This is a genomic window from Sphingomonas sp. MS122, from assembly GCF_049532975.1.
Classification (GTDB): domain Bacteria; phylum Pseudomonadota; class Alphaproteobacteria; order Sphingomonadales; family Sphingomonadaceae; genus Sphingomonas.
The window spans coordinates 2,188,087-2,214,103 of sequence record NZ_CP186695.1 but is presented as its reverse complement, the minus strand read 5'-3'; the positions used below and the strand labels follow the sequence as shown (position 1 = coordinate 2,214,103).

Sequence of the window (26,017 nt, the reverse complement as noted above, 5' to 3'; positions counted from 1 at the left end):
CGCTCACTCCGCCGCGACCGCGCTCCGCCGCTTGCCGAGATAGGGCAGCGCGAACATGTACAGGCCCGTCAGCAGCAGCACCGCGAGCGGCGGCAGCGGCAGGTAATAGACCCACTCGACCGGCTGCTGCCCCATGCCGAGCATCGCGAAGATCGCGACCACGATTGCCGCGAAGATGATCGAGGTCCAGCGATGCACCTGCCGGATCGCCCTGTTCACGCCCATTGCACCCTCCTTTGCCATGATCTCAGTCCAGCGCCGCCAGCACCGCCTCGAGCCTGTCGAGGTAGCGCGGCCACCCGGCGCGCGCGCCATGATAGGCCAGCTTTTGCTCGGGCAGGAACCCGGTCTGCACCATCCTGAGGTGCGTCCCGCCCGCGACCGGCGTCAGCGTCCAGGTGACCACGCTGTCGAGCCCCAGCCCGGTCCATGTATAGGCCAAGGTCCGCCCCGGCTCGACCTCGAGCACCTCGCAGGCGAGATCGCCCCACTCGGCGTTGAGCCCGAAGCGGTGCCCGACCACCGGCGCGAAGTCGTTCGCCATCAGCCATTCGGCGATCAGCTGCGGCTGCGTCAGCGCGCGCCAGATCCGCTCGGCCGGATGCGCGATCTCGCGCTCGACCGTCACCGTCCGCGTCTCGGCCTCGCTCATTGGTCCATCCTGTTCAGCAGATCCTCCAGCCCGTCGATCCGCGCCTCCCAGAATCCCTTCATCTCGCGCGACCAGGCGTCGAGCGGGTCGAGCGCGCGCAGCTCGGCGCGGTAATGCGTCCGCCGCCCCGCCTGGCGGTCGCGCACCAGGCCCGCGCGCTTGAGCACGCCGAGATGCTTCGACACCGCCGGCTGCGACACCCCCGCGCCCGCGGTCAGCACGCCCACGGTCTGCTCGCCCTCGCGGCACAGCCGCTCGAACAGCGCGCGCCGCGTCGGATCGGCGAGCGTGCGGAACAGCAGATCGGGTGCGGCGGACATCAAGATACATAACTCACTGGCTATCGATCGATCCGATAACCAGCCGGCTATATATGAGTCAAGCCACCGCCCGTGCCTCGTATAACTACCTATATGAACATTGATGTTCATTATTATGATTGACGCGTTGGCCGCATTGTCGGAGGCATAAAGTCATGAGCAGCCTTCTGCCCCTGATCGCCGGCGGCGCGGGAATCGCCGGCATCGTCGCCGCGCTCGTCGCCTGGTCGGCGCAGGTCGCCCGCCGCGTCGATCGCATGGTCCCACCCGACGGGGAGATTCGCGAGGTCGCCGGACGGCGTCTCCATGTCCGCGACATCGGCCAGGGGCCCCCGATCGTGATGATCCACGGCCTCGCCGGGCAGATGCGCAATTTCGCCGCGGTCGCCGCGCAGCTGCAGGCGCAGCATCGCATCATCCTGATCGACCGTCCCGGCTGCGGCCACAGCCCGGGTCGAGGTAGCGACAGCCTCTCCGACCAGGCCGCGCTCATCGCCGCGCTGATCGCGGAGCTCGGGCTCGACCGCCCGCTGATCGTCGGCCACTCGCTTGGCGGCGCGGTCGCCATGGCGCTGGCGCTGAACCACGCCGACCGCATCGGCGGGCTCGCGCTGGTCGCGCCGTTGACCCAGGTACAGCCGGAGGTGCCGGGGGCGTTCCGCGGACTGATGATCGCCTCGCCCTGGGTACGCGCCGCGCTCGCCCATACGCTCGCCATCCCGATGATCCGGCTGCGTTCGGCGCAGTCGCGCGACGTGCTGTTCGCGCCCGAGCTCGTGCATCCGGCGTTCGAGATCGCGTTCGGCGGGGCGATGCTTGCCCGCCCGCGCGCCTTCTACGCCGCCTCGTCGGAGATGACCGCGGTCAACGACGCGCTCGCCCCGCTCGTCGTGCGCTATGGCGAGATCGGCGTGCCCGTCCGCATCCTGTTCGGCGCCGAGGACCAGGTGCTCGCCGCCCCCGTGCACGGCACGCGCACCGCCGCCGCCATCGCCGGCGCGCGCTGCACGATCGTCCGCAACGCGGGCCACATGCTCCCGGTGACTCAGCCCGATCGAGTCGTGGCCTTCATCCGCGATGCCTGCGTCGTGACCGCGGCGCCCGCCGGCGTCCGCGCCCGGATCTCGGAATTCGCCAGATAGAAAAGCGAGGCCGCCGGGCAAGCGGCAGCCTCGCAGTGGGGAGAGCTCAGAAGCGGTAGTTGACGCCGACGCTGATCGTGCGCCCGATCCGCGTCTCGAACAGCGTGTCCTCGCGCGTGCTGTCGATATAGAGTTGATTCCGTTCGTCGGTCAGGTTCTGCGCTTCGACGATCAGCTTGAGGCGCTCGGTGACGTTGTACGAGGCCGAGGCGTCGACATAGAGCGTCGGCGCGTTGCCCTGGATGTCGCTGCCCTGCGACGCCGGGATGCCGCGAATGAAGCGGTCGCGCCAGTTCACCGTGCTGCGGATGCTGAACTCGTCGTCCTCGTAATAGAGCGTGCCCGACGCGGTGTTGGGCGACAGCCCGACCAGGTCGTCGGTCGTGCTCGCGGTGCAGTTGCCGCCGGTGCTCGCCAGGCAATAGTCGATCGTCGATTCGACATGGGTATAGTTCGCCAGCAACCCGAAATTGCCGAGGAACCCGTCGAGGAAGGTGAAGGGCAGCTGCAAATTGACCTCGACGCCCTTGAGCGGGCCGCCCGGCGTGTTGAACGGCCGCGTGACGTTGAACAGCTCGGTCGGCGCGGTGTTCGACCCGAACAGCAGCGCGTCGGGCAGGCCCAGCTCGTTGAACGGCTGCTGGCTGGTGATGTTCTGGATGAAGCTCTTGATGTCCTTGTAGAAGAACGCCGCCGAGAGCAGCGACCCCGGCCGGAAATACCATTCCAGCGCGACGTCGAAGGTGTTGGCCCGGATCGGGTCGAGGAACGGGTTGTTGACGTTGCCGACGCGCGTGATCGCGTTGACCCCGCTGGTCGGCGCGAGCACCCCCAGCTCGGGCCGCGCCATCACCTTCGCCGCCGACAGGCGCAGCACGACATTCTCGATCGGCTCGATCACCAGATTGGCCGAGGGCAGCCAGTCCTCATAGCCGTTGAACGCGGTGGCGTACTGCCCGACCAGCCCGGTCGGTGACGTCGTGCCGGCCGGCGGCGGCACGGTGATATAGCCCGACGAGCGCATGTCGGTCCGCACGTAGCGCACGCCGATGTCGCCGCGCAGGCCGAAGCCCGTCCGCTCGCCCAGGTCGAACGTCGCCATCGCATAGAGGCTCTTGACCGACTCGTTGACGCGCGTGTCGCCGCCGCCGCACTCGATCCCGCAATAGCGTACCGCGTCGAAGCCGAAGGTCGACGCCCATTTGTCCGCATCGATCGCCGCCCAGCTCGCCGGCGCGCCATGGCCCCACAATTCGTCCAGCCCGCTGATCTGCCGCGTGATGCCGGCAAGGCTGGTGCCCGCAGGCAGCGGCCGGACCACCAGGTCGGCGTTGAACGGGCGCAGGAAGGTCGAGCGGAACTTGCTCTCGCGATACTGGCCGCCGAACTTGAGCTTGAACGCGTCGCTCAGCGTCCAGGCGAGGTTGACCTCGGCGTTGAAATTGTCGGTGGTGTTCTTCGACGGCTTGCCCTGGAAGCTGAACCCGCCCAGCACCGTCCCGTCCGCGAGGCCGGGGGCATAGGTGAAGGCCGCCGGGTTGGCGACGTCGAAGCCGAAACCGATCTTCGGCACCGTGCCGCCGTCGCGGAAGTCGATCGAGAAGCCGTCGGCGTCGATCACGTCCATGAAGGTCTGCAAGCGCTTCTTGCCGTCCCACACCGACTGGTTGAGCCCGGCCGCCGCGCTGATCTCGAGCGAGTCGTTGAGCCGCCGCCGGAAGTTGAGGCTGGCCTGCTTGAAGGTCGACACGAAATTGTCGACCAGCCCTTCGGAACGGACGTCGACCCCGTCGAACAGGCCGTAGACCAGCGACCCGTTCTCGTCGAACTCGACGTCGCGCACCGACACCATCGGCTGGCCGTTGTTCGAGATCGAGCGCGCGAAGGAGAGGCCCGCGATATAATTGTCGCGCCGCGTCACCTCGAAGCGCGAATAGAGCAGGTCGAGCGAGATGTCGGTATCGTCGTCGGGCTTGTACTGGAAGGTCAGCGTGCCCGCGATGCGCTCCTGCTCCTGCTCGGAATTCACGTAGCGCGGGATGCGCGGGAAGAAGGCGCCGGTGCCCGGGCCGAGCAGATTGCCCTGCGCATCGCGGCGGCGCAGGTCCTGGATCGTCTGATATGCCGCCACGCTGCCGGTGCGCGGATTGCCGGTGCTGCACATCGTCGGCGTGACGCCGCGGATCACCGTATCGGTCCCGCGCGACCCGTCATTCCCCGGATTCTGCGGGGCGTAGCCGATCGGCGAGCAGAAGCCGCCATTGACGTTGGACGGCAGCAGGTCGACCGCCGAATAGCCGACCTCGCGGATCTGGCGCTTCTGGTACGCGCCCGACGCCAGCACGCCGAAGCCGCTGTCGCCGAACTGCTTGGAGACCAGCGCCGAGACACGCGGATCGACCTTCTTGGCGACTTCGTTCCAGATGCCGCGCGCCGTCAGCGAGACGACGAACGGCTCCCTGCTGTCGAACGGCTTGGGTGCATTGAGGTCGACGGTCGCGCCGAGCGAGCCTTCCTCGACGTCGGCCGAGGGCGTCTTGCGCACCGTCAGCGCCGAGAAGATCTCGGTCGGGAACACGTTGAAGTCGAAGCTGCGGCCGTTGTTGCCGGCGCCATAGATGTCCGACGATCCGGTCTGTGCCGCGCCTTCCATGCCGTTGATGCGCACGCGGGTGAACTGCGCGCCAAGCCCGCGGACCGAGATGTTGCGCCCCTCGCCGCCGTCGCCGCGCGCGAGCGCCACGCCGGGGATGCGCTGCATCGATTCGGCGAGGTTGGAGTCGGGGAACTTGCCGATGTCCTCGGCCAGGATGCTGTCGATCGCCGCGGTCTCGCTGCGCTTCTGGTTGAGCGCGCTGCTGAGCGAGGCGCGGAAGCCGGTGACGACCACCTCGCCCTGCCCGGCCTCGTCCGCGGGCGCCTCCTGCGCCGGCTCGGCAGTCTGCGCGAAGGCCGGCCACGTTAGCGCTATCAGTGCGAGCGCGGAAACGGTTTCGACCGACCACCGCCGGCTGGGTACGCGTGCCATACATCCTCCCTCTCTCGGTTCAGGCCGCCCTTTGGGCTAGCGAGCCGCTATTATATGATTAGTATGGCTTTCTGGCAATGTGGGGAATTATCCCACGATATGGAACACGCCGCATCGCCGCACTTCTCTTTCCTTGGCGCAAGCGGCTTGATACACCGGCCGCCGTAACGGCGTTCGCCGTGATGGAGGGGGTCCGATGTTCCACTATTTTGTCGAAGCGCTGCCGCATTTCCTCGCCTATTTCGCCGCTGCGGTGGCGTTGGCGGTCGGGTTCCTGCTGCTCTACGTGATGATCACGCCGCATCGCGAATTCTCCCTGATCCGCGAGGGCAACAGCGCCGCCGCGGCGCAGCTCACCGGCACCTTTCTCGGTTTCGCCATCCCCGTCGCGGTGGTGATCGGCAATTCGGTGAGCATCCCCGACATGCTGCTGTGGGGCGCGGTCGCCGCGCTGGTCCAGCTCGTCGTGTTCTTCGTCATCGCCCGGCTGATCTTCAAGTCTATCTCCGACCGCATCACCGAGCGCTGCGTCGCCTCGGGCGTGTTCGTCGGCGGCATGGGCCTCGGCATCGGCATCCTTCAGGCCGCGTGCATGGTCCCCTGAGCGGGCGAGCGAGGAGACCAGGACATGAAGAAGCAACTCACCATGACCACCGCGATGGCCGCGGCGCTCGCCGCGCTGCCCGGCTGCTCGTCGGGCGACGACTGGAATGGCGACGTCTACGCCTCGGGCGACACCGCGGTGTGCGTCGACCAGCAGGGCCAGCGCGTCGACGACGATCTGTGCCAGTCGCGCAGCTATTATTCGGGCCATAGCGGCGGCGGCAACGCCTTCCTCTGGTATTATCTCGGCCGTTCCTCGGCGATCCCCTATTATGGCGAATCGATCCGCGACCCGCGCTATGCCGGCCACGGCTCCTACCAGCCGCGCCCCGGCGCCACCTATGCCCCGGCGCCCGCGCATACCCGCATGACGCGCTCGGCAGCAGTGTCGCGCGGCGGCCTCGGCTCGAGCGGACGGAGCTTCGGCGGCGGCAGGTCCTGAGCGGATGGAACGACATTCGGTCGCGCCGCGCGACGACTGGCAGGCGGCGGTCGAGGCGCAGGGGCTGATCTGGCACAGCGACGCCGACGGTCCCTATTGGGACGAAAGCGCCTATTACGCCTTCACCCTCGCCGAGATCGAGCGGTTCGAGGAAGCCTCGGAAGCCGTCTACCAGCTCTTCCTCGAAGCCGGCGAGTGGATCGTCGGCCACGACGACGTGCTCGAGCAGTTCGGCATCCCCGATTACTGCCACAAGGCGATCCGCGCCGCGTGGAAGGACGAGCCGCCTTCGCTCAACTATGGCCGCTTCGACTTCGGCTATAACGGCGAGGGCGACCCCAAGCTGTTCGAGTTCAACTGCGACACCCCCACCTCGATGCTCGAGGCCGCGGTCGTCCAGTGGGACTGGAAGGAAGCCCTGTTCCCCGAGCTCGACCAGTATAACAGCCTGCATGAGAAGCTGATCGGCCGCTGGGCCGCGCTCCGCTCGCACCTTCCCGGCCGGCAGGTCTGGTTCACCCATGTCGCCGACGCCGCGCACGAGGACACGATCACCACCACCTATATGCGCGACCTCGCGTCGCAGGCGGGGCTCGAGACGCATGCCGTGGTCATCGACGATATCGGCCTCGACGCCGCCGGCCGCATCGTCGACCATGAGGACCAGCTGATCAGCGCGATCTTCAAGCTCTATCCCTGGGAGTGGATCGTCCGCGAGAGCTACGGCCCGGACATCGTCCGCCACCTGCCCAGCACCGCCTGGATCGAGCCGATCTGGAAGATGCTGTGGAGCAACAAGGCGATCCTCCAGGTGCTGTGGGCGATGTTCCCCGGCCACCCCAACCTCCTCGCCGCCTCGGTCGTGCGCGACCGCATCGGCGACAGCTATGTCGCCAAGCCCTTCCTCGCGCGCGAGGGCGCCAATATCGAGGTCGTCCGTCACGGCGAGGTCCTCGCGCGCAGCTCGGGCGAGTATCGCGACGGCCTCACCATGTACCAGGAGCTCTACCCGATGCGCGACTTCGGCGCCGGCTATCCCGTGCTCGGCTGCTGGGTGGTCGACGGCGCCGCGGCGGGCATGGGGATCCGCGAGGACGGGCTGATCACCGGCAACCGTGCCCGCTTCGTACCGCACGTCATCAGGGGGTAGACATGACCAAGCTGCAAGCCGCGACCGACACGCTGCGCGAGCTCGCCGCAGCCTATGCGGTGCTCCTCTTCGCCGGCGCGCTCCTGTTCATGGGGCTGGAGGGCCTGCCCTTCCTCGACAGCCTCTACTGGGCCGGCACCACCGCCACCTCGACCGGCTATGGCGACATCTCGCCCAAGACGACCGGCGGCCGCCTGCTCGCGCTTGCCGTCATGCACATCTCGATCTTCGGCATCGCGCCGCTGATCGTGGTGCGCCTGATCGACCGCATCAACGCGGATCGCGACGCCTTCACCCACGAGGAGCAGGTCCAGATCATCGAGCGGCTCGAGCGGATCGAGGCCGCGCTCGCGGCCCGCGCGGCCGATCCCGCGCCGCCCGCCTCCGGCACCCCTTGACGCGGAGCAGCCGCGATCCCCAGGATCATGGCTGCCACGCTGGACTGCCTAGGTCACTCGCTCGCGGCGACGCGCGACCACAGCTCGTTAAACGCGATGGCGTCGTAGAAGGCGTTGGCCTCGACCACCCGGCCGCCCTTCATGCGGAAGAACCAGGCATAGCTGTTGACATAGGGCTTGCCGTCGCGTGCCGTGCCCTGCGCGTCGAACAGGATCACCACGCGATCGCCCTCGGCGGTGATGCTGCGGACCGCGGGCTTGATGCCGACCGCCATCCGCGCGTTGAAGGGGCGGATCACCTCCGCCATGAACGCTTCCTTGGACGGGTAGCGGCGCGAGGCGGCGGAATTGCCCTCGATCGTCCAGCTGGCCTCGTCGGCGAGCAGGTCGAACGGGCTGCCGGTGCCGGCGGCCCAGGCGTCGAACTTGGCCTGCACGGCCGCCTTGTTCTCGGTCGAGGTCTGCGCCCGGGCATGGGGCGCCAGCGCGAGGATGCCGATGCTGGTCATGGCGAAGGCAAGGCCGGCGCGCAGGGCGAAGGTGGAGGCGAAATTGCGGGTCATGGCCGTTCTCCGGAAATGGGGCGGCGACCGCACCGGCCGCCGCTCCCCGGGGTTGTTCAGATCTCGGCGTTCCAGGCTGCCGCCTGCGATTCCTTGAGCATGTCTTCCACCGCCTTGGGGCTGACGTTGCGGAACTTGCCGGCGTCGGCTGGAACGATGGCGATCATGCGGTCGATCATCTCCTGCGCGTCCATATGGCCCATCGGCGATGCCAGCAGCGCATCGAAGGTGGCGCGAAGCTCGGCCGGCTTGGTGAAGTTCTTGTCCGCATCGAGCCAGCGGAACGCAGTGTCCGCCATCGTCTCGTTGAAGCCGGTGTAATAGGCGCCGGGGTTGATCGTCTGGACCTTGATCCCGAACGGCGCGACTTCCTGGGCGATCGCCTCGGCGATCGATTCCAGCGCGTGCTTGGTCGAGACATAGGTGCCCCAGCCGGCCGGAGTGAACAGCCCGCCCATCGACGAGGTGAACACGATCTTGCCCTTCCTGCCCTGGTCGATCCACTTGCGGATGAACGCCTGGGTCAACTCGAGCGGCTTGAACACATTGATCTCGTAGTTCTTGCGGACGAGGTCGAGCGGGATCTCGCTCACCGGCCCGCTCTCGCCATAGCCGGCATTGTTCCACAGCACGTCGACGTCGAGTTTCTCGATGAACGCCATGTCGTAGGGGTCGGTGAGGTCGAGCTTCTCGACGCGCAGATTGTCGAGGCCCAGCGTCGCCGCCTTCTCGCGCAGCGCCGCCACCTGGGGCGAGATCTGCGCGGTGGCGATGATGTTGTGGCCGGCCTGCGCCATGCCGATCGCGGCGGCCTCGGCAAAGCCCGAGCCGGCGCCGGTGATGAGGATGGTCTTGGTGGTCATGTCACGTCTCCTTGCTTGAGTTGATTGCTTGGGATCGAGTGGTCGCGCGGGTATTCAGCCGTGAAGCGCGGCGACCGCGGCTTCGGCGATGTCGAGATCCTGCGAGGGCGCACCGCCCGACACGCCGACCGCGCCGAGGAAGCTGCCGTCGGCGGCGACCAGCGGCAGCCCGCCGGGAAAGGGCATCAGCCCGCCATTGCTCGCCTCGAGGTTCGGCGCCGGTGCGCCGGGCTTGCAATAGTCCCACACCGCCGCGCTGCTCAGCTGGAACAGCGCCGAAGTGCGCGCCTTGCCCAGCGCCACGTCGATGCTGCCCAGCACCGCGCCGTCCATCCGCTCGAACGCCTTGAGGTGCGCCGCGGCGTCGAGCACCGCGAGGTTGACCGGCACGCTGATCGCGGCGGCGCGGGCGGCGCCGGCGGCGAGGATCGCGGCGGCCTGCTTGCTGGTGAGCTGCATCGTCTTTCTCCCTGTTGGCCGGCGGGCTCGCCGGCTGACGGGAGTGATTTGCGCCCTTTCGATTAATCCGATTAGCCGATAAGTTTTCGCAACAATGCTGAGCAGGAATCAGTAATGCGCACCACCGACCTGTCCGAGCTCGCCGCGTTCGACGCGGTCGCGCGGCACCGCAGCTTCCGCCGCGCGAGTGAGGAGCGCGGCGTCACCGCCTCGGCGATCAGCCACGCCGTCAGCAATCTCGAGGCGCGGGTCGGCATCCGCCTGCTCAACCGCACCACGCGCAGCGTCTCGCTCACCGATGCCGGCGCGATGCTGCTCGCCCAGCTCTCGCCTGCGTTCGGCGGGATCGGCGCCGCGCTCGACGCGCTCAACCAGTTCCGCGACACGCCGTTCGGCACGGTGCGGATCAACGCGCCCAACTCGATCGCGCCCTTCGTGCTCGGCCCAGTGATCGGCCCGCTGGTCGAGCGCAACCCCAACCTGCAGCTTGAGATCGTCGCCACGGACCGGCTGGTCGACATCGTCGAGGAGGGGTTCGATGCCGGCATCCGCCTCGGCGAAAGCCTGCGCGACGGCATGACCGCGGTGCGGATCGAGCCGCGCCTGCGCTTCGCCGTGGTGGGGTCGCCGGCCTATTTCGAACGGCATCCGGCACCGCGCTCGCCGGCCGAGCTCGCCGGCCATGCCTGCATCCGCAACATGTATGCGAGCGGCGTGCCCTATCCGTGGTCCTTCGCGGGCAAGGGACCGGAGGTCGAGTTCGAGCCCGGCGGCCCGCTCGCGCTGCACGACCACGAGCTGATGATCGAGGCGGCACTGGCCGGGGCCGCGCTCGCCTATGTCTGGGAGCCGCGCGCGCGGCCCTATGTCGAGAGCGGCCGCCTCGTCGCCTGCCTCGCCGACTGGATCGCGCCCGAGGACTGGCTCTACATCTATTATCCCACGCGCAAATATCTCTCCGCCGGCCTGCGCGCCGTGATCGAGGCGTTGCGCGTCAAGGGATAGCCGGGCTTGCGCTACCGCCCTCCAAATCGTTTGGTGAACACCAGGCTGATCGTCCGCGGATTGGGCGGGTTGTTGTAGGGGTCGAACCCCAGCACCGCGTCCGGAAGGAAGTCCGGCCGCTGGTTGAACACGTTCGCCACGACCAGCTGCAGCTCGCTGTCCTTCGCGCCCGGATCGGCGACGAGGCGCCCGAGGTCGAGGCCGAGGAACAGCGACGCGGTCGTGAACGAACTCACCTTGCGCGGCGGCTGGCCCGGCCGGTTGTCGGTGAAGCCGTCGACATAGTTCACCACCGATCCGATCGAATAGCCGTCGCGGCCCCAGATCACCGATCCGTTGAACCGCAGGTCGGCCGGCTGGGCATAGCCGTCGAGGCGCGAGGCGGCGCGGCCCGAGCCCGCGGTCAGGCTGAGATCCAGGATATACTGTCCGGTCAACTTGAAGCGCGCGTCGCCGCCGAACAGGCGCGTGCGATAGGCAAGGTCGAGATCGATGCCGTCGGTCGCTTCCACCGCGAAATTCTGCGGGCGGATATCGGCGACGAGCTGCACCTGCGACAGCAGCGCCGCCGGGATCTGGCTCGCGCTGCTGTAGACCACCGTCCCGCCGCCGTTGACGAACGGCACGCCGGTCACGAACCAGCGGAAGGTGGTCGGGTTGTTGACGATGCGCGCGACCTGCTCCGCGCTCGGATTGGCCGTGTTGAAGCCCTGCAGGTCGGGCACGCTCACGCTGTCGTTCTGCGAGGGCGTCACCACCCGGCCCGTGATCCTGATTCGGTAATAGCCCGCCTTGATCGACAGATTGGGGATGAACCCCGGCGTCAGGTCGATGCCGGCCGTGAACGTGTCGGCATTCTGGGTCTTGAGGTCGGGGTTGGCGCCGGCGCGGAACATGACCAGCGCATTCCCGGCGGGAAGCGCCGGGTTCTGGTCAGCGGGATCGAGAAAGGCATAGGGGTAGTTCCAGAACGACACCTGCTCGGCGATGCCGATCGTGTCGCGGAAGCGCGGAACCAAGAACGAGCGCGCATAGGTCCCGCGCAGCGCGATCGACCGGTCGAGCTGCCAGCGCACCCCGACCTTGGGCGCCAGCGCGTCGTCGAAGCCCAGATCCTCGTAGCGCGCCGCGGCCGAGAGCGTCAGCGAGCGCACCAGCGGAACGCCCATCGCCGCGCCGACGATCGGCAGGTTGACCTCGCCGAACACCGACTTCACCTCGCGCTCGCCGCCGTCGAGGTTGAAGAAGATCCTCGCGCTCGTGCGGAAGGTCTCGCGCCGGTACTGCGCCCCGCCGGCGAGCAGGATCGGCCCCGCGCGCAGCCTCGCCAGCTCGGTCTGCCCGGTCAGCTCCACCGCGAACAGCTCGTTGCGGTGCGTGTAGGTCGGGCGCGGCGCCCCGAAGGGCCGCTCGCCCCGGAACAGCGCGCTGGTCGTGCGGTTGCTGCCCCAGTCGAGATCGAGGTCGAACGAGGTCGCCTCGCCCGCCTGCCAGTGGACGTTGCCCTGGACCGAATAGCCGGCCGCCTCATTGTCGTAGAAGCGATTGTCCTCGGCATGCCCGATATAGTTGATGCTCGCGTCGCGCCTGCGGTGGAAGTGGGACGCATCGACCGAGAATCTGAGATCGCCCAACGCCTGCTCGACCCCGGCATAGAGCCCGCTCAGCTCCTCGTTGGGCAGCTGGGTGATCTGCAGCAGCGTGTCCGAGACCAGGATCGGGTCTTCGACATAGGCCGAGCGCCGCTGGTACATCGCCGCGCCATAGACATGGCCGCTGCCCCAGCTGTGCCCGGCCAGCCCGCTCAGCTCGACATTGTTCGAACCGGTCTGCGTCGCGGTCGAGGCGCGCAGCCTGAGCTCCGCGCCGTCGGTGATCCTGCGCGTCACGATGTTGACCACGCCGGCGACCGCGTCGGCGCCATAGGTCGCCGATGCGCCGTCGGCGATGATGTCGATCCGCTCGATCAGCGCCGACGGGATCACCGAGACGGTCGGCGCCTCGATCATGCCGATGCTCGCCATGCGCCGCCCGTTGATCAGCGTCAGCGTCGCGTCGGAGGCGAGGCCGCGCAGCGCGAAGGCGGCGAACCCGTCATATTGGTTGAACGTCGTCCCCGCGCCCAGGGTCGAGCCGATGCTCGAGGCCGAGGTTCCGAAGTCGCTGAGATCGCCGGTGAAGTTCTGCGGGATCGTCAGCATATATTCCGACAGCGACCCCGACCCCGCCTTCTCGACATCTTCCAGGCCATAGGTCTGGACGGGGCTCGCGATATATTCGCGCGGCAGCCGCCGGATGAGCGAGCCGGTGACGACGACGTCGCCCGCCGCCTCGCCCTCCTCGCCCCCGTCGCCCCCCGGCGGCTCGGCCCGGTCGGCCGCCGCGCGCGGCGCCTCCTGCGCCAGGACAGGCGATGCCGGCACGCAGACCAGCGCGGCGGCGAGCAATGGACGAGACGATCGGCGCACAATTCCCCCTCATGGTTACGATATGTTACATCGTTACATATTGGGATGCGCCTAGATGCGCCGCCCCCCGCCGTCAAGCCGGGACGCGGGAGATGCGGCTGGATGGATCGGACTGCGCTGGATCCGCCCCAGGCTGTGCGGGGATCAGGAATCCTCCTCGCCAGGGGGAGGATCTGGAGTGTCGAAGCCGCGCAGGGTCTGGATCGGATCGGGCCCGGCCGGCGCGCGGTTCCGCCCCGCGCCCGCCTTCGGCCGCACGAAGCCGTCGCCGTCGCCGCCCGCGCCGGCCTGCATCCGCTCCCATGCCTCGGCCTCCTCCAGCAGCTGTCGCCGCCTCTTCTGCGCGAGCCTGTCGAGTATCTTGGCGAGGTGCGCATCGGTCTCTTCCGGCGCCGCATAATGCGGTCCCCGCGGCCGCGCATTCGCCTCGGCGGCCAGCTCGATGCGCCGCGCCGCATGGGCCTCGCGCAGCAGCGATTCGGAGTAGCGCCGGCGCATCCTCACCGTGCCGTCGCGCGCCAGCACCGGCTCTTCCCAGCCCTCGACCGCGCGCTCCCACGCGACCTGCTCGAGCATCGGCAGCGAGCGGTCCAGCGCCGCCGCCATGTCGCGCGCGAAGCCCGGCGAGCGCTTGCGCAGCCGATCGACCGAGGTGGTGGAGATCCCCACGCGCGCGCACGCGTCCTTGACCTGCCCCGTCTCGGAGAGCGCGCGCAGGAAAGCCCGCCGCCGCAGCCGGCTCCACCCGTCGAACCGCTCGTGCGGCCCGCCCGGCTCGATCGCGGCGTCCTGCGCCTCGATCCACGCCGCCTGCTGCTCGGCCACCACCGCGTCCCAGCTTGCGCGGAACGCGCCGTCGCGCCGCCGCCGCTTATAGGCCGAGGACAGCGACCGCCCGATCGCCCCCGCCGCCTTGCGCGCCTGCCCGGTCGTCCGCAGCGCCATCAGGAACGCGCGCTCGGTATCCGCCGTCCATCGTGAAAAAGGTTTCCGCATCGCCCCTCGCCCCGCTGAATCGCATCGAGGGGAATCCAGTTATACGGAATGTGGCGTGTAGGAAAGAACATTTTGGGAACAAAGATGGTGAGTGTTAGACTGTGGATTGACGCCCTATGGCGAGTGAACCGCGATGAACGGACTATCGAGGGGTATTGCGCGGAGCAGACTGCTCGCGTTCAACCCAATGGAAATAATGTCATCTTTGCCGAGGGTCAGCACCGAATAGTTCATGCCGGATGTGACGGCGGCCTCGTAACACAGACCTGTTATCTCTCGATAATGTTGCAAGATAACGTTTTGCACGTCGTCCTCGGTATTCCCGAGCACAAGCGGTCTGACGTAACGAAACACGCCAGCCGCTTGGTCAACGGCTTCAGTAAAACCCATTTCTTCAACGAAGCGGTCGCCGTAAGGGCACTTGTGCATAAACTCGTTCCGAAGGTCTGTGGCCTCTTTTATCCACCCCGATGTTTCAAATTTGTCTAAGCTGGATGGTTTCTGTCGAAAGTAGCCTCGCGCGTGAAACAGCCGCAGCAAGTCATCCGATTCGAAATGCTCTGATCGGACAACGTCTACCAACCTTGCTAACGAATCGACTTTCTGTGGGTTTTTGTCGATCCTGAGCGCACAAAGCGATGCTAGGTAATCCCGCACAGCCCCCAGGTGCATAAAAAAGGTATGCACATATGCGAAAAGAGTCTGATCTAAACTGGTAGATACACGTTCACCTGACAGGCGACCAGACGACATGTGATTAACAAGCTGCTCGTTGTAGAACTCCGTGATTTGTTCGACACTGATATCTATATTACGAAGGCTGAGGCTAATGGAGCGAGCGATACGCTCTGCTTCAGTGTGGTTATCTAGGATGGCAGCGATTTGCTGCTGCGTCGGCCGAACCATCTGCGTGAGGTGCTCGGTTCGTACGTCTGAAAGGTTAGCCGCCACACTACCCCAAAGGTCCGCGGGCCCCCTCAAATGATTTGTCTGGCCAGGAATGAGTGGCCTCCAACTTGAGTTGAAATTCCCCTGAGACCAGATAATGCGATTGAAGGCGATGAACTTGAAACCGTATTGATGAAAGAAGGCACCTAGCTTAGTAGTATGGAAAAACCCCTTCGCACACGCGTGCCCTTCATCCAAGATTGGTTCGATGTGCCAAGTGTTATCTCTAATTTCAGCAGCACGCATCCCACCGGAATAGATTCGATAAAAAAGCCTCTCCATCAGACTGCCTCAGTACTCTTGTCGTCTGATGCTGACACACCGAGATCTTCGATGCGCTCTCCGGCTCCGTACTCAAGAGTTTGTTCTCACTGCGGGGGTTCCGTTATTCTCAGCGCTGGCGGGTAAGAAACCATAAATACATCCAGCAAAATCACGAAGCAGCTTTCGGCTATGAACTACTCTATCAATGGTTCCTATGCCTGTCTCCCCGACACACGACTGAGAACGCTGATATCGGCTTTGGGATGGCTGCGCTGTTGTAGACGGGCGGAAATGTGTAGCGCTGAACCACCTACCCCTCCCCTTCCCCCAACCCCCTACCCCTGCTATCGGCCCTCCCGAATCTTCGCATTCGCTTCGCACCGGCGCGCCCGTGCGGCTCTGTTAGCAGCCGCTCCCCCCACGCCGCTCCGGTGGCACACAGACTGGGAAAGGGACCCGCACGCAATGACAGCCATCGGCCAGGACAGCCTCGGAACGCGCGACACGCTCACCGTGGGCGGCAAGAGCTACAGCTATTACAGCCTGGCCAAGGCCGCGGCGAAGCTCGGCGACGTCAGCCGCCTGCCCTTCTCGATGAAGGTGCTGCTGGAGAACATGCTGCGCTTCGAGGACGGCGTAACCGTCACCCCCGACGACGCCCAGGCGATCGTCGACTGGCAGAACAACCCCGTCGCGCCCGAGCGCGAGATCCAGTACCGCCCCGCGCGCGTGCTGATGCAGGACTTCACCGGCGTGCCCTGCGTGGTCGATCTCGCCGCGATGCGCGACGCGATCACCAGGCTCGGCGGCGACGCCGCGAAGATCAATCCGCAGGTCCCCGTCCACCTCGTCATCGATCACTCGGTGATGGTCGACGAGTTCGGCACGCCCAAGGCGTTCGAGGAGAATGTCGAGCTCGAATACCAGCGCAACATGGAGCGCTACGAGTTCCTGAAATGGGGCTCCAAGGCGCTCGACAATTTCTCGGTCGTCCCCCCGGGCACCGGCATCTGCCACCAGGTCAACCTCGAATATATCGCCGATGCGATCTGGAGCTCGCAGGCGGCCGACGGCTTGACCGTCGCCTATCCCGACACGCTGGTCGGCACCGACAGCCACACCACCATGGTCAACGGCCTCGGCGTGCTCGGCTGGGGCGTGGGCGGCATCGAGGCCGAGGCCGCGATGCTCGGCCAGCCGGTGTCGATGCTCATCCCCGAGGTGATCGGCTTCAAGCTCACCGGCAAGCTGCAGGAGGGCATCACCGCCACCGACCTGGTGCTGACGGTCACCCAGATGCTGCGCGCCAAGGGTGTGGTCGGCCGCTTCGTCGAGTTCTTCGGCCCCGGCCTCGCCAGCATGACCCTCGCCGACCGCGCGACCATTGCCAACATGGCGCCCGAGTACGGCGCGACCTGCGGCTTCTTCGGCATCGACGACAAGACGCTCGACTACATGCGCCTCACCGGCCGCAGCGACGAGACCGTCGCGCTGGTCGAGGCCTATTGCAAGGCGCAGGGCATGTGGCGCCATGACGACATGGCCGACCCCGTGTTCACCGACACGCTCGAGCTCGACATGGCGACCGTCACCGCGTCGCTCGCCGGCCCCAAGCGCCCGCAGGACCGCGTGTCGCTCAACAAGGTCGACGAGGTGTTCAACGGCGACCTGTTCAAGGTCTACCAGAAGGAGCGCCCCGCCCGCGCCCCGGTCGAGGGCAAGGACCACGACATCGGCGATGGCGACGTGGTGATCGCCGCGATCACCTCGTGCACCAACACGTCGAACCCCTCGGTCCTCATCGCCGCGGGCCTCGTCGCGCGCAAGGCGCGGGCCAAGGGCCTGACGCGCAAGCCCTGGGTCAAGACCTCGCTCGCCCCGGGGTCGCAGGTCGTCACCGATTATCTCAACAAGGCCGGGCTGACCGAGGATCTCGACGCGATTGGCTTCAACCTGGTCGGCTATGGCTGCACCACCTGCATCGGCAATTCGGGCCCGCTCGCCCAGCCGATCAGTGACGCGATCAACGGCAACGACATCGTCGCCGCCTCGGTCCTGTCGGGCAATCGCAACTTCGAGGGCCGCGTCTCGCCCGACGTGCGCGCCAACTTCCTCGCCAGCCCGCCGCTGGTCGTCGCCTACGCGCTCAAGGGCACGGTGACCGAGGACATGGTCGAGACCCCGATCGGCGAGGGTACGGACGGCCCGGTCTACTTGAAGGACATCTGGCCCACGAACGAGGAAGTCCAGGGCGTGATCAACGCCAACATCGACTCCGACATGTTCCGTACCCGTTATTCGAACGTGTATCTCGGCGACGCCCATTGGCAGAAGATCGCGGTCGAGGGTTCGGCGACGTATAACTGGCCCGTTTCAAGCACTTACATCGCCAACCCGCCCTATTTCGAGGGCATGACGATGACCCCGGCCCCGATCGCCGACATCGTCGACGCCAAGCCCTTGGCAATATTGGGAGATTCGATCACCACCGACCACATCAGCCCGGCCGGCTCGATCAAGGCCGACAGCCCCGCGGGCAAGTGGCTGATGGAGCGCCAAGTCAGCAAGGCCGACTTCAACAGCTATGGCGCGCGTCGCGGTAACGACAATGTCATGGTGCGCGGTACCTTCGCGAATATCCGTATTCGCAACGAAATGGTGCCAGGCGTCGAAGGTGGCATGACGAAATACGACGGCGAGGTCATGCCGATCTACGACGCTGCGATGCGTCACAAGGCCGACGGGACTTCGCTGGTGATCGTCGCGGGCAAGGAATACGGCACCGGTTCTTCGCGCGACTGGGCAGCCAAGGGCACCAACCTGCTCGGCGTCCGCGCGGTGATCACCGAGAGCTTCGAGCGCATCCACCGCTCGAACCTGGTCGGCATGGGCGTGCTGCCGCTGCAGTTCGCGGAGGGCGTCGACCGCCGGACGCTCGAGCTCGACGGCTCGGAAACCTTTACGATCCAGGGGGTTGCGCAGCTCCGCCCGCGTCAGGACGTCGAGGTCAAGCTGACCCGCGCCGACGGCTCGAGCGAGACCTTCCTCACCCGCTGCCGCATCGACACCGTCAACGAGCTCGAATACTTCCTCAACGGCGGCATCCTGCAGTACGTCCTGCGGAACCTCGCCAAGTGAGGACCGGGCGCAGGCAGGCGATCGCCGGAGGCCTGGCGATCGCCCTGCTTGCGCCGCATGCCAGCGCGACGGAAAGGAGCAACATGTTCGGATTGCTAGGAAAAATGCGCGCCCAGCCAGGCAGGCGCGCGGAGCTCGTCGCGATCCTGCTCGAGGGGACCGGCGCGATGCCCGGCTGCAAGGCCTATATCGTCGCCGAGGACGTCAAGGATCCCGACGCGATCTGGATCACCGAAGTGTGGGACAGCGCCGAGAGCCACAAGGCCTCGCTCCAGCTCCCCGCCGTCCGTGCCGCAATCACCAAAGGCCGCCCACTGATCGCCGCCTTCGAAAGCCAGATCGAACTCAACGTCGCCGGCGGCGTGGGGCTGTAGGCGAGGATAGTCACCCGCCTTCGCGGGAATGACGAACGGGATTCGTTCGCCGGAGGTCGTAGGCCGGCGGAAATCTGCCGGGAAGTTGACAAAGTTACGCGGAACGCGATTCATTCTGACAACTTCGTCGCCTTTGTCCGGCGGGTGTCACCCGGCGCATTTCAACCATGCGGATCAACGAGATCAAAGAGCGGCCGCTGGGCGACCGAACAATGCAAGCAAATGAAATCCAACATTGCAAGCAGGGGGCAGCTTTCGGGTAACCGACCCTAACGCTGCGCGATCGGCGCGATCCGGTCCGCCAGTTCGTTGCCCCGCACCACCAGCGCGTCGCGCGACCAGTTGCCGACGAACGTCGTACGCTCCTTGAACCCGGGCGACAGCCACGCCTTGTTGTCCTCGATCGTGAGGCCGGCCGAGCTGTGCTTGGGGCCCTCGGGCGCCACCGCGATCATCGTCGAGTAATTGTCCTTGTTCGGCCCCTGCTCGAACGAGTTGCCCGCGATCCGCCCGCTCGCGCCGTTGGACAGGTCGATCGCATAGTTGGTGTTGCGGCCCTGGCTGTCGTCGAAGCTCGAATCGAGGATTTCCACGCGCGGCGCGCGGACTTTCACATAGTGCCCGCCGGTGCCGCGCTCGAACCGCGACTGGAAGATGCGCAGGCTGCCATAGTCGCCGATGTACAGCGCATGCGCGCCATTGCCGGTCGGGTCCTTGCCGAGCCCGGCGAAGGTCGAGCGCTCGATCGTGATCCGCCCCTGCGGGAAGCTCGCGGTGAGGATGCCGCACTGGCCGTCGATGAACATCGCGTTGGTGACGTGAAGGTCGCCGGTCTCGAGCCGGATGGCCGCGCCGTTGCCGTCCTCGACCAGGGTGCGCATGAACACGATCCCGTCGACCTTGGCGCCGCGCCCGCGCAGCACCAATGTCGCCTTGCCCTCGCAGATCGCGCGATCGAAGATCGCCTTGCCCGGCACATCGGAGACGAAGCTGATCTCGCCCGCTTCCTGCACCGCGCACTCGCCATAGCGGCCCGGCGCGATGCGGATCGTCCCGCGCCCCTCGCCGATCGCCGACACCGCCTCCTGCAGCGAGGCATAGCCGCGGCCGGTTTCCTGCACCGTGAACGGCGTGCCCTGCCCCTGCGGCAGTGCGGGCGCGGTGGTGGCGAGCAGGGCGGCGAGAGCGAAAGCGAGGCGCATGGAGAAACTCCGCGAAGGTTTCGCGGGCTTATGCGCGCGAAGCATTAATAAGCCCCTCCCCTCCAGGGAGGGGCTTGCATAGCCTACTCCACCGCCGCTTCCAGCTCCTCGATAAGCAGCGACTTGATCGCGTCCACGAACATCGGGATGTCGTCGGGCTTGCGGCTGGTGATGAGGTTGCCGTCGACCACCACCTCCTCGTCCACCACCGTCGCGCCGGCATTGGCGAGGTCGGTGCGCACCGAGGGCCAGCTCGTCACGCGCTTGCCGTCGACGATGTCGGCCTCGACCAGCAGCCACGGCGCATGGCAGATCGCCGCCACCACCTTGCCGTCGTCGAAGAATTCCTGGACCAGTTCCACCGTCCGCCGGTCGAGCCGCAGCTTGTCGGGATTGCCCACCCCGCCCGGCAGCACCAGCGCATCGAAGTCGTCGGCGTCCATCTCCGCGACCAGCGCGTCGGGCGTGATCGCCGCGCCCTTGCTGGCGCCGCTCTCGCCCCGGATCGGATCGGTCGTCAGCGAAGCGAGCGTCACCTTCGCGCCCGCGTCGAGCAGGGCCTGGCGCGGCTTCATCAGCTCCGATTCCTCGAACCCGTCGGTCGCGATCATCAGCACGCGCGCCTGCGCCAGCTCGGCCATCTTCACTCTCCTCAAGCTCCGGGGTTGACTGCCTTTTCAACCGCCGCGCCGCACACCGGTTCCGGAACGATGCGCCGGGCCGCGCATTCAACGGGCATGAAGCGCGGCCTGCGATATTGCGACGACAGCCGGCCGGGAATCACGCGGCGCAAGGTGCGGCACGGCTGGGGCTATTGGGACGCGACAGGCAAGCGCATCACCGATCGCGACGAGATCGACCGGCTCAACGCCGTCGGCCTGCCCCCGGCCTATACCGGCGCCTGGTACTGCCCCCACCCCAATGGCCATCTCCAGGCCACCGGCATCGACGATCGCGGGCGCAAGCAATATCGCTACCACCCCGAATTCCGCGCCGCGCAGGAGGCCGCGAAATACGACCGCTGCGCCGCCTTCGGCCGCCTCCTGCCCAAGCTGCGCGCCCGGATCGAGGCGGACTTGCGCAAGCGCTCGCTGTCCAGGGAGCGCGCCGTCGCCGCGGTCGTCCGCCTGCTCGATCGCGGCCATGTCCGCGTCGGCAACGAAAGCTATGCCAGGACGAACAAGAGCTTCGGCGCGACAACGCTGCGCAAGCGCCACGCCAAGCTGAAGGGCAACAGCCTCAAGCTGCAATACCGCGCCAAGTCGGGCCGGCTGCGCACGCTTACCCTCACCGACAACAGCTTGCGCAACTTCGTCAAGCGCTGCCAGGATCTGCCCGGCCAGCATCTGTTCGGCTGGCTCGACGACCAAGGCGAAGCGCACCCCGTGACCTCGACCGACGTCAACGACTATATCCGGGACGCGATGGAGGACGAATTCACGGCCAAGCATTTCCGCACCTGGGGCGCGAGCGTGATCGCGTTCGAGGCGCTGGCGGGGGCGGATGGCCATATCGGCCTCGCCACGATGCTCGAGCCGGTGACCCAGGCGCTCGGCAATACCCCTGCGATCGCCCGCAAATCCTATGTCCACCCCGATCTGATCGCGCTCGCCAAGGACCGCGAAGCGCAACGGGCGTTCCGCGACACCCTTACCCTGCCCCGCGCCACCCGCCACCTCACCCGCGCCGAGCGCGGCCTCATCGCCTTTCTCGAAAGCGCTGGCGTTACCGCCAAAGCTGCCTGAAGGACCCGTCATGACCGTCACCAATACCGCCGCCGCGGCCGAAAAGACCGCGAACGTCACCTCGGAGAGCATCGAGCTCCAGGCGCGCACGCTGTGGAACGACAGCATCGCCTGGCTCGGCAGCCACTGGCTGCAGATCCTGATCGCGGTCGGCGTTGCGACCGCGATCGTGTTGATCCTCCACTTCCTGCGCCGCTGGGGGATGAAGCTGTGCGAGCATTCGACCGGTCCCGCCGGCTGGGGCACGATCCTCGGCCGCGCGGTCGCGAAGACCGGCAATTTCTTCATGATCATGGTCGCCGCCAAGCTGGTCAGCGGCTACGCCAACCCGCCCGCGGTGCTGGGCAAGACGATCGACTTCCTCTTCACCCTCGCCGCCGTCTTCCAGGCCGCGCTCTGGGCGCGCGAGCTGATCCTCGGCGCGATCGAGAAGCGCACCGAGAGCGAGAGCTACCATGGCGAGGCATTGCTCTCCGCGCTCGGCCTGATCCGCCTGCTCGTCACCTTCGCGCTGTTCGCGATCGCGCTGGTGGTGGTGCTCGACAATCTCGGCGTCAACGTCACCGGCCTGGTCGCCGGCCTCGGCGTCGGCGGCATCGCGATCGGCCTCGCCGCGCAAGGCATCTTCGCCGACCTGTTCGCCGCGCTCGCGATCATCTTCGACCGCCCGTTCCGGCGCGGGGACAGCATCGCCTACGACCAGACCAAGGGCACGATCGAGGCGATCGGTCTCAAGTCCACCCGGATCCGCGCCTTCACCGGCGAGGAGCGGATCATCGCCAACAAGCAGCTGCTGGACAAGGAGATCCAGAACGCGACGATGCGCGACCATATCCGCATCGCACTCCCCATCGGCGTTGCCTATGAGACCCCGCCTGAGACGCTCGAGCGCATCCCCGCGATGCTGCGCGAGATCGTCGAGGCGGCCGGCGCCACGGTCGCTCGCGCCAGCTACAACGCGTTCGGGCCGAGCTCGGTCGACCTCGTGCTCGAATTCGACCTCTCCGGCAACGACTGGGACTTGGCGCACGCCACGCGCGACCGCGTGATGATCGAGATCCTGCGCAAGTTCGCGGCGGAGAAGATCACCATCCCCTATCCGACCCAAACCGCCTATACCGCGTCGCCCGACGGCACGCTGATCTACCCCTATCCGGAGGTTCAGCCAGTGGTCCGCGTGGACAAGGCCGACGACGGGCGCTGATTCGCGCCCAACCCATTTTCGAATATCCGGTTTGGATTGCCAGCCCAGCATTTCTCTTACTGCAACCGAAATCTTCGCGTTTGCAGTAGGCACCCCCTTGCCGTGCACGTCAGGTTGCGCCTACATGCCGGCGAGGATGCGAGAAGGAGCCGCAATGGCCGACGCCGAGACGATCACGATCCAGCAGCTCGCCGCCCGCACCGGCGAGGAGCGCGTCTCGGACTGGGTCGAGGTGACTCAGGCTATGATCGACAAGTTCGCCGAGGCGACCGGCGACCACCAGTTCATCCATGTCGATCCCGCGCGCGCCGCGACGACCCCGTTCGGCGGCACCATCGCCCACGGTTTCCTCACCCTCTCGCTGATGCCGCTGCTCAACTCGCTGACGCCCCAGCCCCGGATCGAGGGAGTGAAGATGGGCGTCAACTATGGCGGCAACAAAGTCCGCTTCCTCCAGCCGGTGCGCTCGGGCAAGCGTGTGCGCGGCCGCTTCAAGACGCTCGAGCTGGCCGAGAAGCGCCCCGGCCAGTGGCAGCAGACCGTCGAATTCACCGTCGAGATCGAGGGCGAGGACAAGCCCGCGATGATCGCCGAATGGATCAGCCAGATTTTCGTCTAACGATCATAAGAGGATAGCCACCCATGCGTTCCGCCGTCATCGTCTCCACCGCCCGCACCCCGATCGGCCGGGCCTATCGCGGCGCGTTCAACGCGCTCCCCGCCCAGACGCTCGCCGCCAGGTCGATCGAGGCCGCCGTGCAGCGCGCCGGGATCGACGGCGCCGAGGTGCAGGACGTCGTGTTCGGCGCCGCGCTCCAGCAGGGGCACCAGGCCGGCAACATCGCGCGCCAGGCGCTGTTGCGCGCCGGCCTCCCGGTCAGCGTCGCCGGCATGTCGGTCGACCGCCAGTGCGCCAGCGGCCTGATGGCGATCGCCACCGCCGCCAAGCAGATCGTCTGCGACAATATGGACATCACCATCGGCGGCGGCGTCGAGAGCATCAGCCTGGTCCAGACCCCGCAGATGCGCATCGCGCCGGATCCCGAGCTGCTGGCGATGCACAACGACGTCTACATGCCGATGCTGCAGACCGCCGAGGTCGTCGCCGCGCGCTACGGCATCGGGCGCGAGGCGCAGGACGAGTACGGCCTCCAGTCGCAGCAGCGCACCGCCGCGGCCCAGGCCGCGGGCAAGTTCGACGACGAGATCATCCCGGTCACCGCGACGATGAACATCGTCAACAAGGAGACCAAGGAAGTCACCCAGAAGGAGGTCACTCTCACCAAGGACGAGGGCAACCGTCCCGACACCACGCTGGAGGGCCTCCAGGCGCTCCAGCCGGTCGTCCCCAACGGCGTGATCACCGCGGGCAACGCCAGCCAGCTCTCCGACGGCAGCTCCGCCTCGGTGCTGATGGAGGAGAAGGTCGCGGAGAAGCGCGGCCTCACCCCGCTCGGCCGCTATGTCGGCATGGCGGTGGCGGGCACCAAGCCCGACGAGATGGGCATCGGCCCGGTCTTCGCGATCCCCGCCTTGCTCGAGCGCTTCAACCTCAAGATGGACGATATCGGGCTGTGGGAGCTCAACGAGGCGTTCGCGGTGCAGGTGCTGTACTGCCGCGATCAGCTCGGCATCCCCAATGAGCTGCTCAACGTCAATGGCGGCTCGATCTCGATCGGCCATCCCTATGGCATGACCGGCGCGCGCTGCACCGGCCACGCGCTGATCGAGGGCAAGCGCCGCGGTGCCAAGTATGTCGTCGTCACGATGTGCGTCGGCGGCGGCATGGGCGCGGCGGGGCTGTTCGAGGTTCTCTGAGCCTCACCGTCCGAACAGTCGAAGGGCCGGCGGCGCGATCCGCCGGCCTTTCCGTTGACCATTGCCAGCCGGATGTGTAATATTGTATCATCTTGCGATGATCGTGCATTGGCGCGGGAAAGCAGGATGACGAAACGCTTTGCACTGGCGGCTGCTCTGAGCGCGGCGGCGCTGTTCGCCTGGCCTGCATGGGCGTGCTCGCCGGTACCGATGCCGCCGCCCCAGCCCGGCGAAAGCGAGCAAGCCTACAAGGCGCGCATCGCGAGGGAGCAGCGCAGGCAGGCCGAGCAATGGCTGCGCGATCGGCAGGCCGATGCGCTGCAGCGCGCCGACTCGATCTTCATCGCGCGGGACACGGCATGGGCATCGCCCCATCGACCGCCGCCCGTCCGGCGGACGCGCGCAGGGCGGCCGATCCCGCCGCCGCCGGTGCCCAGGGTCAGATACGAATATCCCGCCCCGTCCTATTTCAAGCCGATCGGCTGGCTCAGGGGCTCGCGACCGCGGGCATTGTTCCGGATCAACCGTTCGATGACCACCTGCGGCACGATGAGCATCGGCGATACGGCGTACAGTCACCCAGGCAGCCTCTACGTCTTCTTCGCGCGCAAGGGCCCGCTTTCCGAGAAGACGCTGATCGACGCGATCGCGGTCGACCGGATCGACGACCCCGCCCTCGTCGCATTCGTGGCAAGGCATCGCGGGAAGCCGCCTACTTGAGATAGCCTCTGAAATAATCGTTCGCCGACATGCCGTCCGCTTCGAGATTGGCTTCGACCGCACGTGTCGCGGCCTGGCCGAACTCGACCGGACTCATCGTGCGCGGCGCCTCGCCCAGTTCGACGACCAGCGCGTCGAAGCCATGACGAAAACGCTGGTCCTCGCGGCGCATCTCGAACGGCAAGGGGTAGCGCACGACATAGCGGAAATTGCCCGCCGGCTTGCCGATCATCGGGATGCGTCCGATCACCCGGTGACGCTGCCCGTTCGAGATGGCCAGCAAACGGGCGATCGAGTGGGCGACCGCGCTCCGGTCATGATGGCTGCGCCGGTCGCGGTCGGTGATATCGATCAGGATACGTCCCGGCTCGGCGCGCACGGCCAGGATCGCGTCCGGCGAGACGGGCGGCGGCCAGCGCTCGCCACGGCGACGCGCCTTGAACAGCTCCCATCCAACGAAAACCGGCATGCGAAAGCTCATTCCGTGCTCTTACGCCGCAATCCTTGTCAAATTG

The 26,017-nt window shown here is 66.8% G+C and carries 26 protein-coding genes; 13 read left to right on the top strand and 13 right to left on the bottom strand.

The genetic code is table 11. The features are described from left to right. Nucleotides 1-3: 3 nt before the first annotated feature. The 3 genes from ACO227_RS10590 to ACO227_RS10580 are packed head-to-tail and all read right to left on the bottom strand — an operon-like array spanning nt 4 to nt 972. Nucleotides 4-225, bottom strand: coding sequence for a hypothetical protein (locus tag ACO227_RS10590; protein ID WP_423601813.1), 222 nt, complete (start codon nt 223-225; stop codon nt 4-6). A 22-nt stretch (nt 226-247) separates the two neighbouring features. After that, nucleotides 248-652 carry an SRPBCC family protein gene (locus ACO227_RS10585; RefSeq protein ID WP_423601812.1) on the bottom strand — a complete coding sequence of 135 codons (405 nt, stop codon included), beginning with the start codon at nt 650-652 and terminating at the stop codon, nt 248-250. After that, the gene (locus ACO227_RS10580; RefSeq protein WP_423601811.1) at nt 649-972 is read right to left on the bottom strand and encodes an ArsR/SmtB family transcription factor; all 324 of its coding nucleotides are present in this window, start codon (nt 970-972) and stop codon (nt 649-651) included. The genes ACO227_RS10585 and ACO227_RS10580 overlap by 4 nt, the downstream gene beginning before the upstream one ends. Nucleotides 973-1,127: 155 nt before the next feature. On the opposite strand from ACO227_RS10580, the gene ACO227_RS10575 reads away from it, so the two are divergent. Next, complete coding sequence (locus ACO227_RS10575; protein WP_423601810.1) at nt 1,128-2,114, top strand: alpha/beta fold hydrolase; 987 nt, start codon at nt 1,128-1,130, stop codon at nt 2,112-2,114. 46 nt (nt 2,115-2,160) lie between these two features. On the opposite strand, the gene ACO227_RS10570 is transcribed toward ACO227_RS10575, so the two are convergent. Continuing rightward, nucleotides 2,161-5,142 (bottom strand): TonB-dependent receptor, encoded by a 2,982-nt coding sequence (locus tag ACO227_RS10570; RefSeq protein WP_423601809.1) that lies wholly within the window; start codon nt 5,140-5,142, stop codon nt 2,161-2,163. 196 nt (nt 5,143-5,338) lie between these two features. Between ACO227_RS10570 and ACO227_RS10565 the strand changes: the two genes are divergently transcribed. The 4 genes from ACO227_RS10565 to ACO227_RS10550 are packed head-to-tail and all read left to right on the top strand — an operon-like array spanning nt 5,339 to nt 7,735. Beyond that, nucleotides 5,339-5,746: a DUF350 domain-containing protein gene (locus ACO227_RS10565; protein WP_423601808.1), complete on the top strand. Its 408-nt coding sequence runs from the start codon at nt 5,339-5,341 to the stop codon at nt 5,744-5,746. 24 nt (nt 5,747-5,770) lie between these two features. Then, a complete protein-coding gene (locus ACO227_RS10560; RefSeq protein WP_423601807.1) occupies nt 5,771-6,187 on the top strand; it encodes a hypothetical protein in 417 nt (138 codons plus the stop codon). Between the two features lie 4 nt (nt 6,188-6,191). Further along, complete coding sequence (locus ACO227_RS10555) at nt 6,192-7,337, top strand: glutathionylspermidine synthase family protein (protein ID WP_423601806.1); 1,146 nt, start codon at nt 6,192-6,194, stop codon at nt 7,335-7,337. Between the two features lie 2 nt (nt 7,338-7,339). Next, on the top strand, nt 7,340-7,735 hold the full coding sequence (locus ACO227_RS10550) for a potassium channel family protein (RefSeq protein WP_423601805.1): 396 nt from the start codon (nt 7,340-7,342) through the stop codon (nt 7,733-7,735). A gap of 53 nt (nt 7,736-7,788) precedes the next feature. Here ACO227_RS10550 and ACO227_RS10545 read toward each other — a convergent pair whose 3' ends face one another. Genes ACO227_RS10545 through ACO227_RS10535 form a run of 3 tightly spaced genes read right to left on the bottom strand, consistent with a single transcriptional unit; the run spans nt 7,789 to nt 9,620 of the window. Further along, a complete protein-coding gene (locus ACO227_RS10545) occupies nt 7,789-8,298 on the bottom strand; it encodes a nuclear transport factor 2 family protein (protein ID WP_423601804.1) in 510 nt (169 codons plus the stop codon). A gap of 56 nt (nt 8,299-8,354) precedes the next feature. After that, complete coding sequence (locus ACO227_RS10540; protein WP_423601803.1) at nt 8,355-9,161, bottom strand: SDR family oxidoreductase; 807 nt, start codon at nt 9,159-9,161, stop codon at nt 8,355-8,357. Nucleotides 9,162-9,215: 54 nt separating this feature from the next. Next, entirely contained in the window at nt 9,216-9,620 is a 405-nt protein-coding gene (locus ACO227_RS10535) for a GlcG/HbpS family heme-binding protein (RefSeq protein WP_423601802.1), read from the bottom strand. Nucleotides 9,621-9,734: 114 nt separating this feature from the next. Here ACO227_RS10535 and ACO227_RS10530 point away from each other — a divergent pair, with 114 nt between their 5' ends. Then, complete coding sequence (locus tag ACO227_RS10530) at nt 9,735-10,625, top strand: LysR family transcriptional regulator (protein WP_423601801.1); 891 nt, start codon at nt 9,735-9,737, stop codon at nt 10,623-10,625. A gap of 11 nt (nt 10,626-10,636) precedes the next feature. Here ACO227_RS10530 and ACO227_RS10525 read toward each other — a convergent pair whose 3' ends face one another. From ACO227_RS10525 to ACO227_RS10515, 3 genes are all read right to left on the bottom strand, one after another. Beyond that, nucleotides 10,637-13,093, bottom strand: coding sequence for a TonB-dependent receptor plug domain-containing protein (locus ACO227_RS10525; protein ID WP_423601800.1), 2,457 nt, complete (start codon nt 13,091-13,093; stop codon nt 10,637-10,639). Nucleotides 13,094-13,237: 144 nt separating this feature from the next. Continuing rightward, nucleotides 13,238-14,089 (bottom strand): hypothetical protein, encoded by an 852-nt coding sequence (locus ACO227_RS10520; RefSeq protein ID WP_423601799.1) that lies wholly within the window; start codon nt 14,087-14,089, stop codon nt 13,238-13,240. A 114-nt stretch (nt 14,090-14,203) separates the two neighbouring features. Further along, nucleotides 14,204-15,283 (bottom strand): hypothetical protein, encoded by a 1,080-nt coding sequence (locus ACO227_RS10515; protein ID WP_423601798.1) that lies wholly within the window; start codon nt 15,281-15,283, stop codon nt 14,204-14,206. A 483-nt stretch (nt 15,284-15,766) separates the two neighbouring features. Between ACO227_RS10515 and acnA the strand changes: the two genes are divergently transcribed. Together acnA and ACO227_RS10505 are read left to right on the top strand one after the other, a co-directional pair. Beyond that, nucleotides 15,767-18,439, top strand: a complete 2,673-nt coding sequence (gene acnA, locus ACO227_RS10510; RefSeq protein WP_423601797.1) for an aconitate hydratase AcnA — start codon at nt 15,767-15,769, stop codon at nt 18,437-18,439. Nucleotides 18,440-18,522: 83 nt separating this feature from the next. After that, nucleotides 18,523-18,813: a putative quinol monooxygenase gene (locus ACO227_RS10505; protein ID WP_423601796.1), complete on the top strand. Its 291-nt coding sequence runs from the start codon at nt 18,523-18,525 to the stop codon at nt 18,811-18,813. 269 nt (nt 18,814-19,082) lie between these two features. Here ACO227_RS10505 and ACO227_RS10500 read toward each other — a convergent pair whose 3' ends face one another. Both ACO227_RS10500 and ACO227_RS10495 read right to left on the bottom strand, forming a co-directional pair. Beyond that, nucleotides 19,083-20,015 carry a right-handed parallel beta-helix repeat-containing protein gene (locus tag ACO227_RS10500; protein WP_423601795.1) on the bottom strand — a complete coding sequence of 311 codons (933 nt, stop codon included), beginning with the start codon at nt 20,013-20,015 and terminating at the stop codon, nt 19,083-19,085. An 83-nt stretch (nt 20,016-20,098) separates the two neighbouring features. Further along, entirely contained in the window at nt 20,099-20,656 is a 558-nt protein-coding gene (locus ACO227_RS10495) for a type 1 glutamine amidotransferase domain-containing protein (RefSeq protein WP_423601794.1), read from the bottom strand. A 96-nt stretch (nt 20,657-20,752) separates the two neighbouring features. Here ACO227_RS10495 and ACO227_RS10490 point away from each other — a divergent pair, with 96 nt between their 5' ends. The 5 genes from ACO227_RS10490 to ACO227_RS10470 all read left to right on the top strand — a co-directional run bounded on the left by ACO227_RS10490 (nt 20,753) and on the right by ACO227_RS10470 (nt 25,502). Continuing rightward, nucleotides 20,753-21,760, top strand: a complete 1,008-nt coding sequence (locus ACO227_RS10490) for a DNA topoisomerase IB (RefSeq protein WP_423601793.1) — start codon at nt 20,753-20,755, stop codon at nt 21,758-21,760. A gap of 10 nt (nt 21,761-21,770) precedes the next feature. After that, complete coding sequence (locus tag ACO227_RS10485; protein ID WP_423601792.1) at nt 21,771-22,964, top strand: mechanosensitive ion channel family protein; 1,194 nt, start codon at nt 21,771-21,773, stop codon at nt 22,962-22,964. A 154-nt stretch (nt 22,965-23,118) separates the two neighbouring features. Further along, nucleotides 23,119-23,583, top strand: a complete 465-nt coding sequence (locus ACO227_RS10480) for a MaoC family dehydratase (RefSeq protein WP_423601791.1) — start codon at nt 23,119-23,121, stop codon at nt 23,581-23,583. A 23-nt stretch (nt 23,584-23,606) separates the two neighbouring features. Further along, a complete protein-coding gene (locus ACO227_RS10475) occupies nt 23,607-24,782 on the top strand; it encodes an acetyl-CoA C-acyltransferase (protein ID WP_423601790.1) in 1,176 nt (391 codons plus the stop codon). A gap of 126 nt (nt 24,783-24,908) precedes the next feature. Further along, on the top strand, nt 24,909-25,502 hold the full coding sequence (locus ACO227_RS10470; protein ID WP_423601789.1) for a hypothetical protein: 594 nt from the start codon (nt 24,909-24,911) through the stop codon (nt 25,500-25,502). On the opposite strand, the gene ACO227_RS10465 is transcribed toward ACO227_RS10470, so the two are convergent. Beyond that, the gene (locus ACO227_RS10465) at nt 25,495-25,971 is read right to left on the bottom strand and encodes a hypothetical protein (protein WP_423601788.1); all 477 of its coding nucleotides are present in this window, start codon (nt 25,969-25,971) and stop codon (nt 25,495-25,497) included. The genes ACO227_RS10470 and ACO227_RS10465 overlap by 8 nt on opposite strands. Nucleotides 25,972-26,017: the final 46 nt, after the last annotated feature.

What these genes read in the sequence shown, in the direction of transcription:
- ACO227_RS10550 (WP_423601805.1), top strand. Translation starts at nt 7,340, where the DNA reads ATGACCAAGCTGCAAGCCGCGACCGACACGCTGCGCGAGCTCGCCGCA.
- ACO227_RS10520 (WP_423601799.1), bottom strand. Translation starts at nt 14,089, where the DNA reads ATGCGGAAACCTTTTTCACGATGGACGGCGGATACCGAGCGCGCGTTC.
- ACO227_RS10545 (WP_423601804.1), bottom strand. Translation starts at nt 8,298, where the DNA reads ATGACCCGCAATTTCGCCTCCACCTTCGCCCTGCGCGCCGGCCTTGCC.
- ACO227_RS10535 (WP_423601802.1), bottom strand. Translation starts at nt 9,620, where the DNA reads ATGCAGCTCACCAGCAAGCAGGCCGCCGCGATCCTCGCCGCCGGCGCC.
- acnA (WP_423601797.1), top strand. Translation starts at nt 15,767, where the DNA reads ATGACAGCCATCGGCCAGGACAGCCTCGGAACGCGCGACACGCTCACC.
- ACO227_RS10555 (WP_423601806.1), top strand. Translation starts at nt 6,192, where the DNA reads ATGGAACGACATTCGGTCGCGCCGCGCGACGACTGGCAGGCGGCGGTC.
- ACO227_RS10470 (WP_423601789.1), top strand. Translation starts at nt 24,909, where the DNA reads ATGACGAAACGCTTTGCACTGGCGGCTGCTCTGAGCGCGGCGGCGCTG.
- ACO227_RS10570 (WP_423601809.1), bottom strand. Translation starts at nt 5,142, where the DNA reads ATGGCACGCGTACCCAGCCGGCGGTGGTCGGTCGAAACCGTTTCCGCG.
- ACO227_RS10465 (WP_423601788.1), bottom strand. Translation starts at nt 25,971, where the DNA reads ATGCCGGTTTTCGTTGGATGGGAGCTGTTCAAGGCGCGTCGCCGTGGC.
- ACO227_RS10485 (WP_423601792.1), top strand. Translation starts at nt 21,771, where the DNA reads ATGACCGTCACCAATACCGCCGCCGCGGCCGAAAAGACCGCGAACGTC.
- ACO227_RS10480 (WP_423601791.1), top strand. Translation starts at nt 23,119, where the DNA reads ATGGCCGACGCCGAGACGATCACGATCCAGCAGCTCGCCGCCCGCACC.
- ACO227_RS10575 (WP_423601810.1), top strand. Translation starts at nt 1,128, where the DNA reads ATGAGCAGCCTTCTGCCCCTGATCGCCGGCGGCGCGGGAATCGCCGGC.
- ACO227_RS10560 (WP_423601807.1), top strand. Translation starts at nt 5,771, where the DNA reads ATGAAGAAGCAACTCACCATGACCACCGCGATGGCCGCGGCGCTCGCC.
- ACO227_RS10590 (WP_423601813.1), bottom strand. Translation starts at nt 225, where the DNA reads ATGGGCGTGAACAGGGCGATCCGGCAGGTGCATCGCTGGACCTCGATC.
- ACO227_RS10515 (WP_423601798.1), bottom strand. Translation starts at nt 15,283, where the DNA reads ATGCGTGCTGCTGAAATTAGAGATAACACTTGGCACATCGAACCAATC.
- ACO227_RS10530 (WP_423601801.1), top strand. Translation starts at nt 9,735, where the DNA reads ATGCGCACCACCGACCTGTCCGAGCTCGCCGCGTTCGACGCGGTCGCG.
- ACO227_RS10495 (WP_423601794.1), bottom strand. Translation starts at nt 20,656, where the DNA reads ATGGCCGAGCTGGCGCAGGCGCGCGTGCTGATGATCGCGACCGACGGG.
- ACO227_RS10585 (WP_423601812.1), bottom strand. Translation starts at nt 652, where the DNA reads ATGAGCGAGGCCGAGACGCGGACGGTGACGGTCGAGCGCGAGATCGCG.
- ACO227_RS10475 (WP_423601790.1), top strand. Translation starts at nt 23,607, where the DNA reads ATGCGTTCCGCCGTCATCGTCTCCACCGCCCGCACCCCGATCGGCCGG.
- ACO227_RS10580 (WP_423601811.1), bottom strand. Translation starts at nt 972, where the DNA reads ATGTCCGCCGCACCCGATCTGCTGTTCCGCACGCTCGCCGATCCGACG.
- ACO227_RS10490 (WP_423601793.1), top strand. Translation starts at nt 20,753, where the DNA reads ATGAAGCGCGGCCTGCGATATTGCGACGACAGCCGGCCGGGAATCACG.
- ACO227_RS10500 (WP_423601795.1), bottom strand. Translation starts at nt 20,015, where the DNA reads ATGCGCCTCGCTTTCGCTCTCGCCGCCCTGCTCGCCACCACCGCGCCC.
- ACO227_RS10540 (WP_423601803.1), bottom strand. Translation starts at nt 9,161, where the DNA reads ATGACCACCAAGACCATCCTCATCACCGGCGCCGGCTCGGGCTTTGCC.
- ACO227_RS10565 (WP_423601808.1), top strand. Translation starts at nt 5,339, where the DNA reads ATGTTCCACTATTTTGTCGAAGCGCTGCCGCATTTCCTCGCCTATTTC.
- ACO227_RS10505 (WP_423601796.1), top strand. Translation starts at nt 18,523, where the DNA reads ATGTTCGGATTGCTAGGAAAAATGCGCGCCCAGCCAGGCAGGCGCGCG.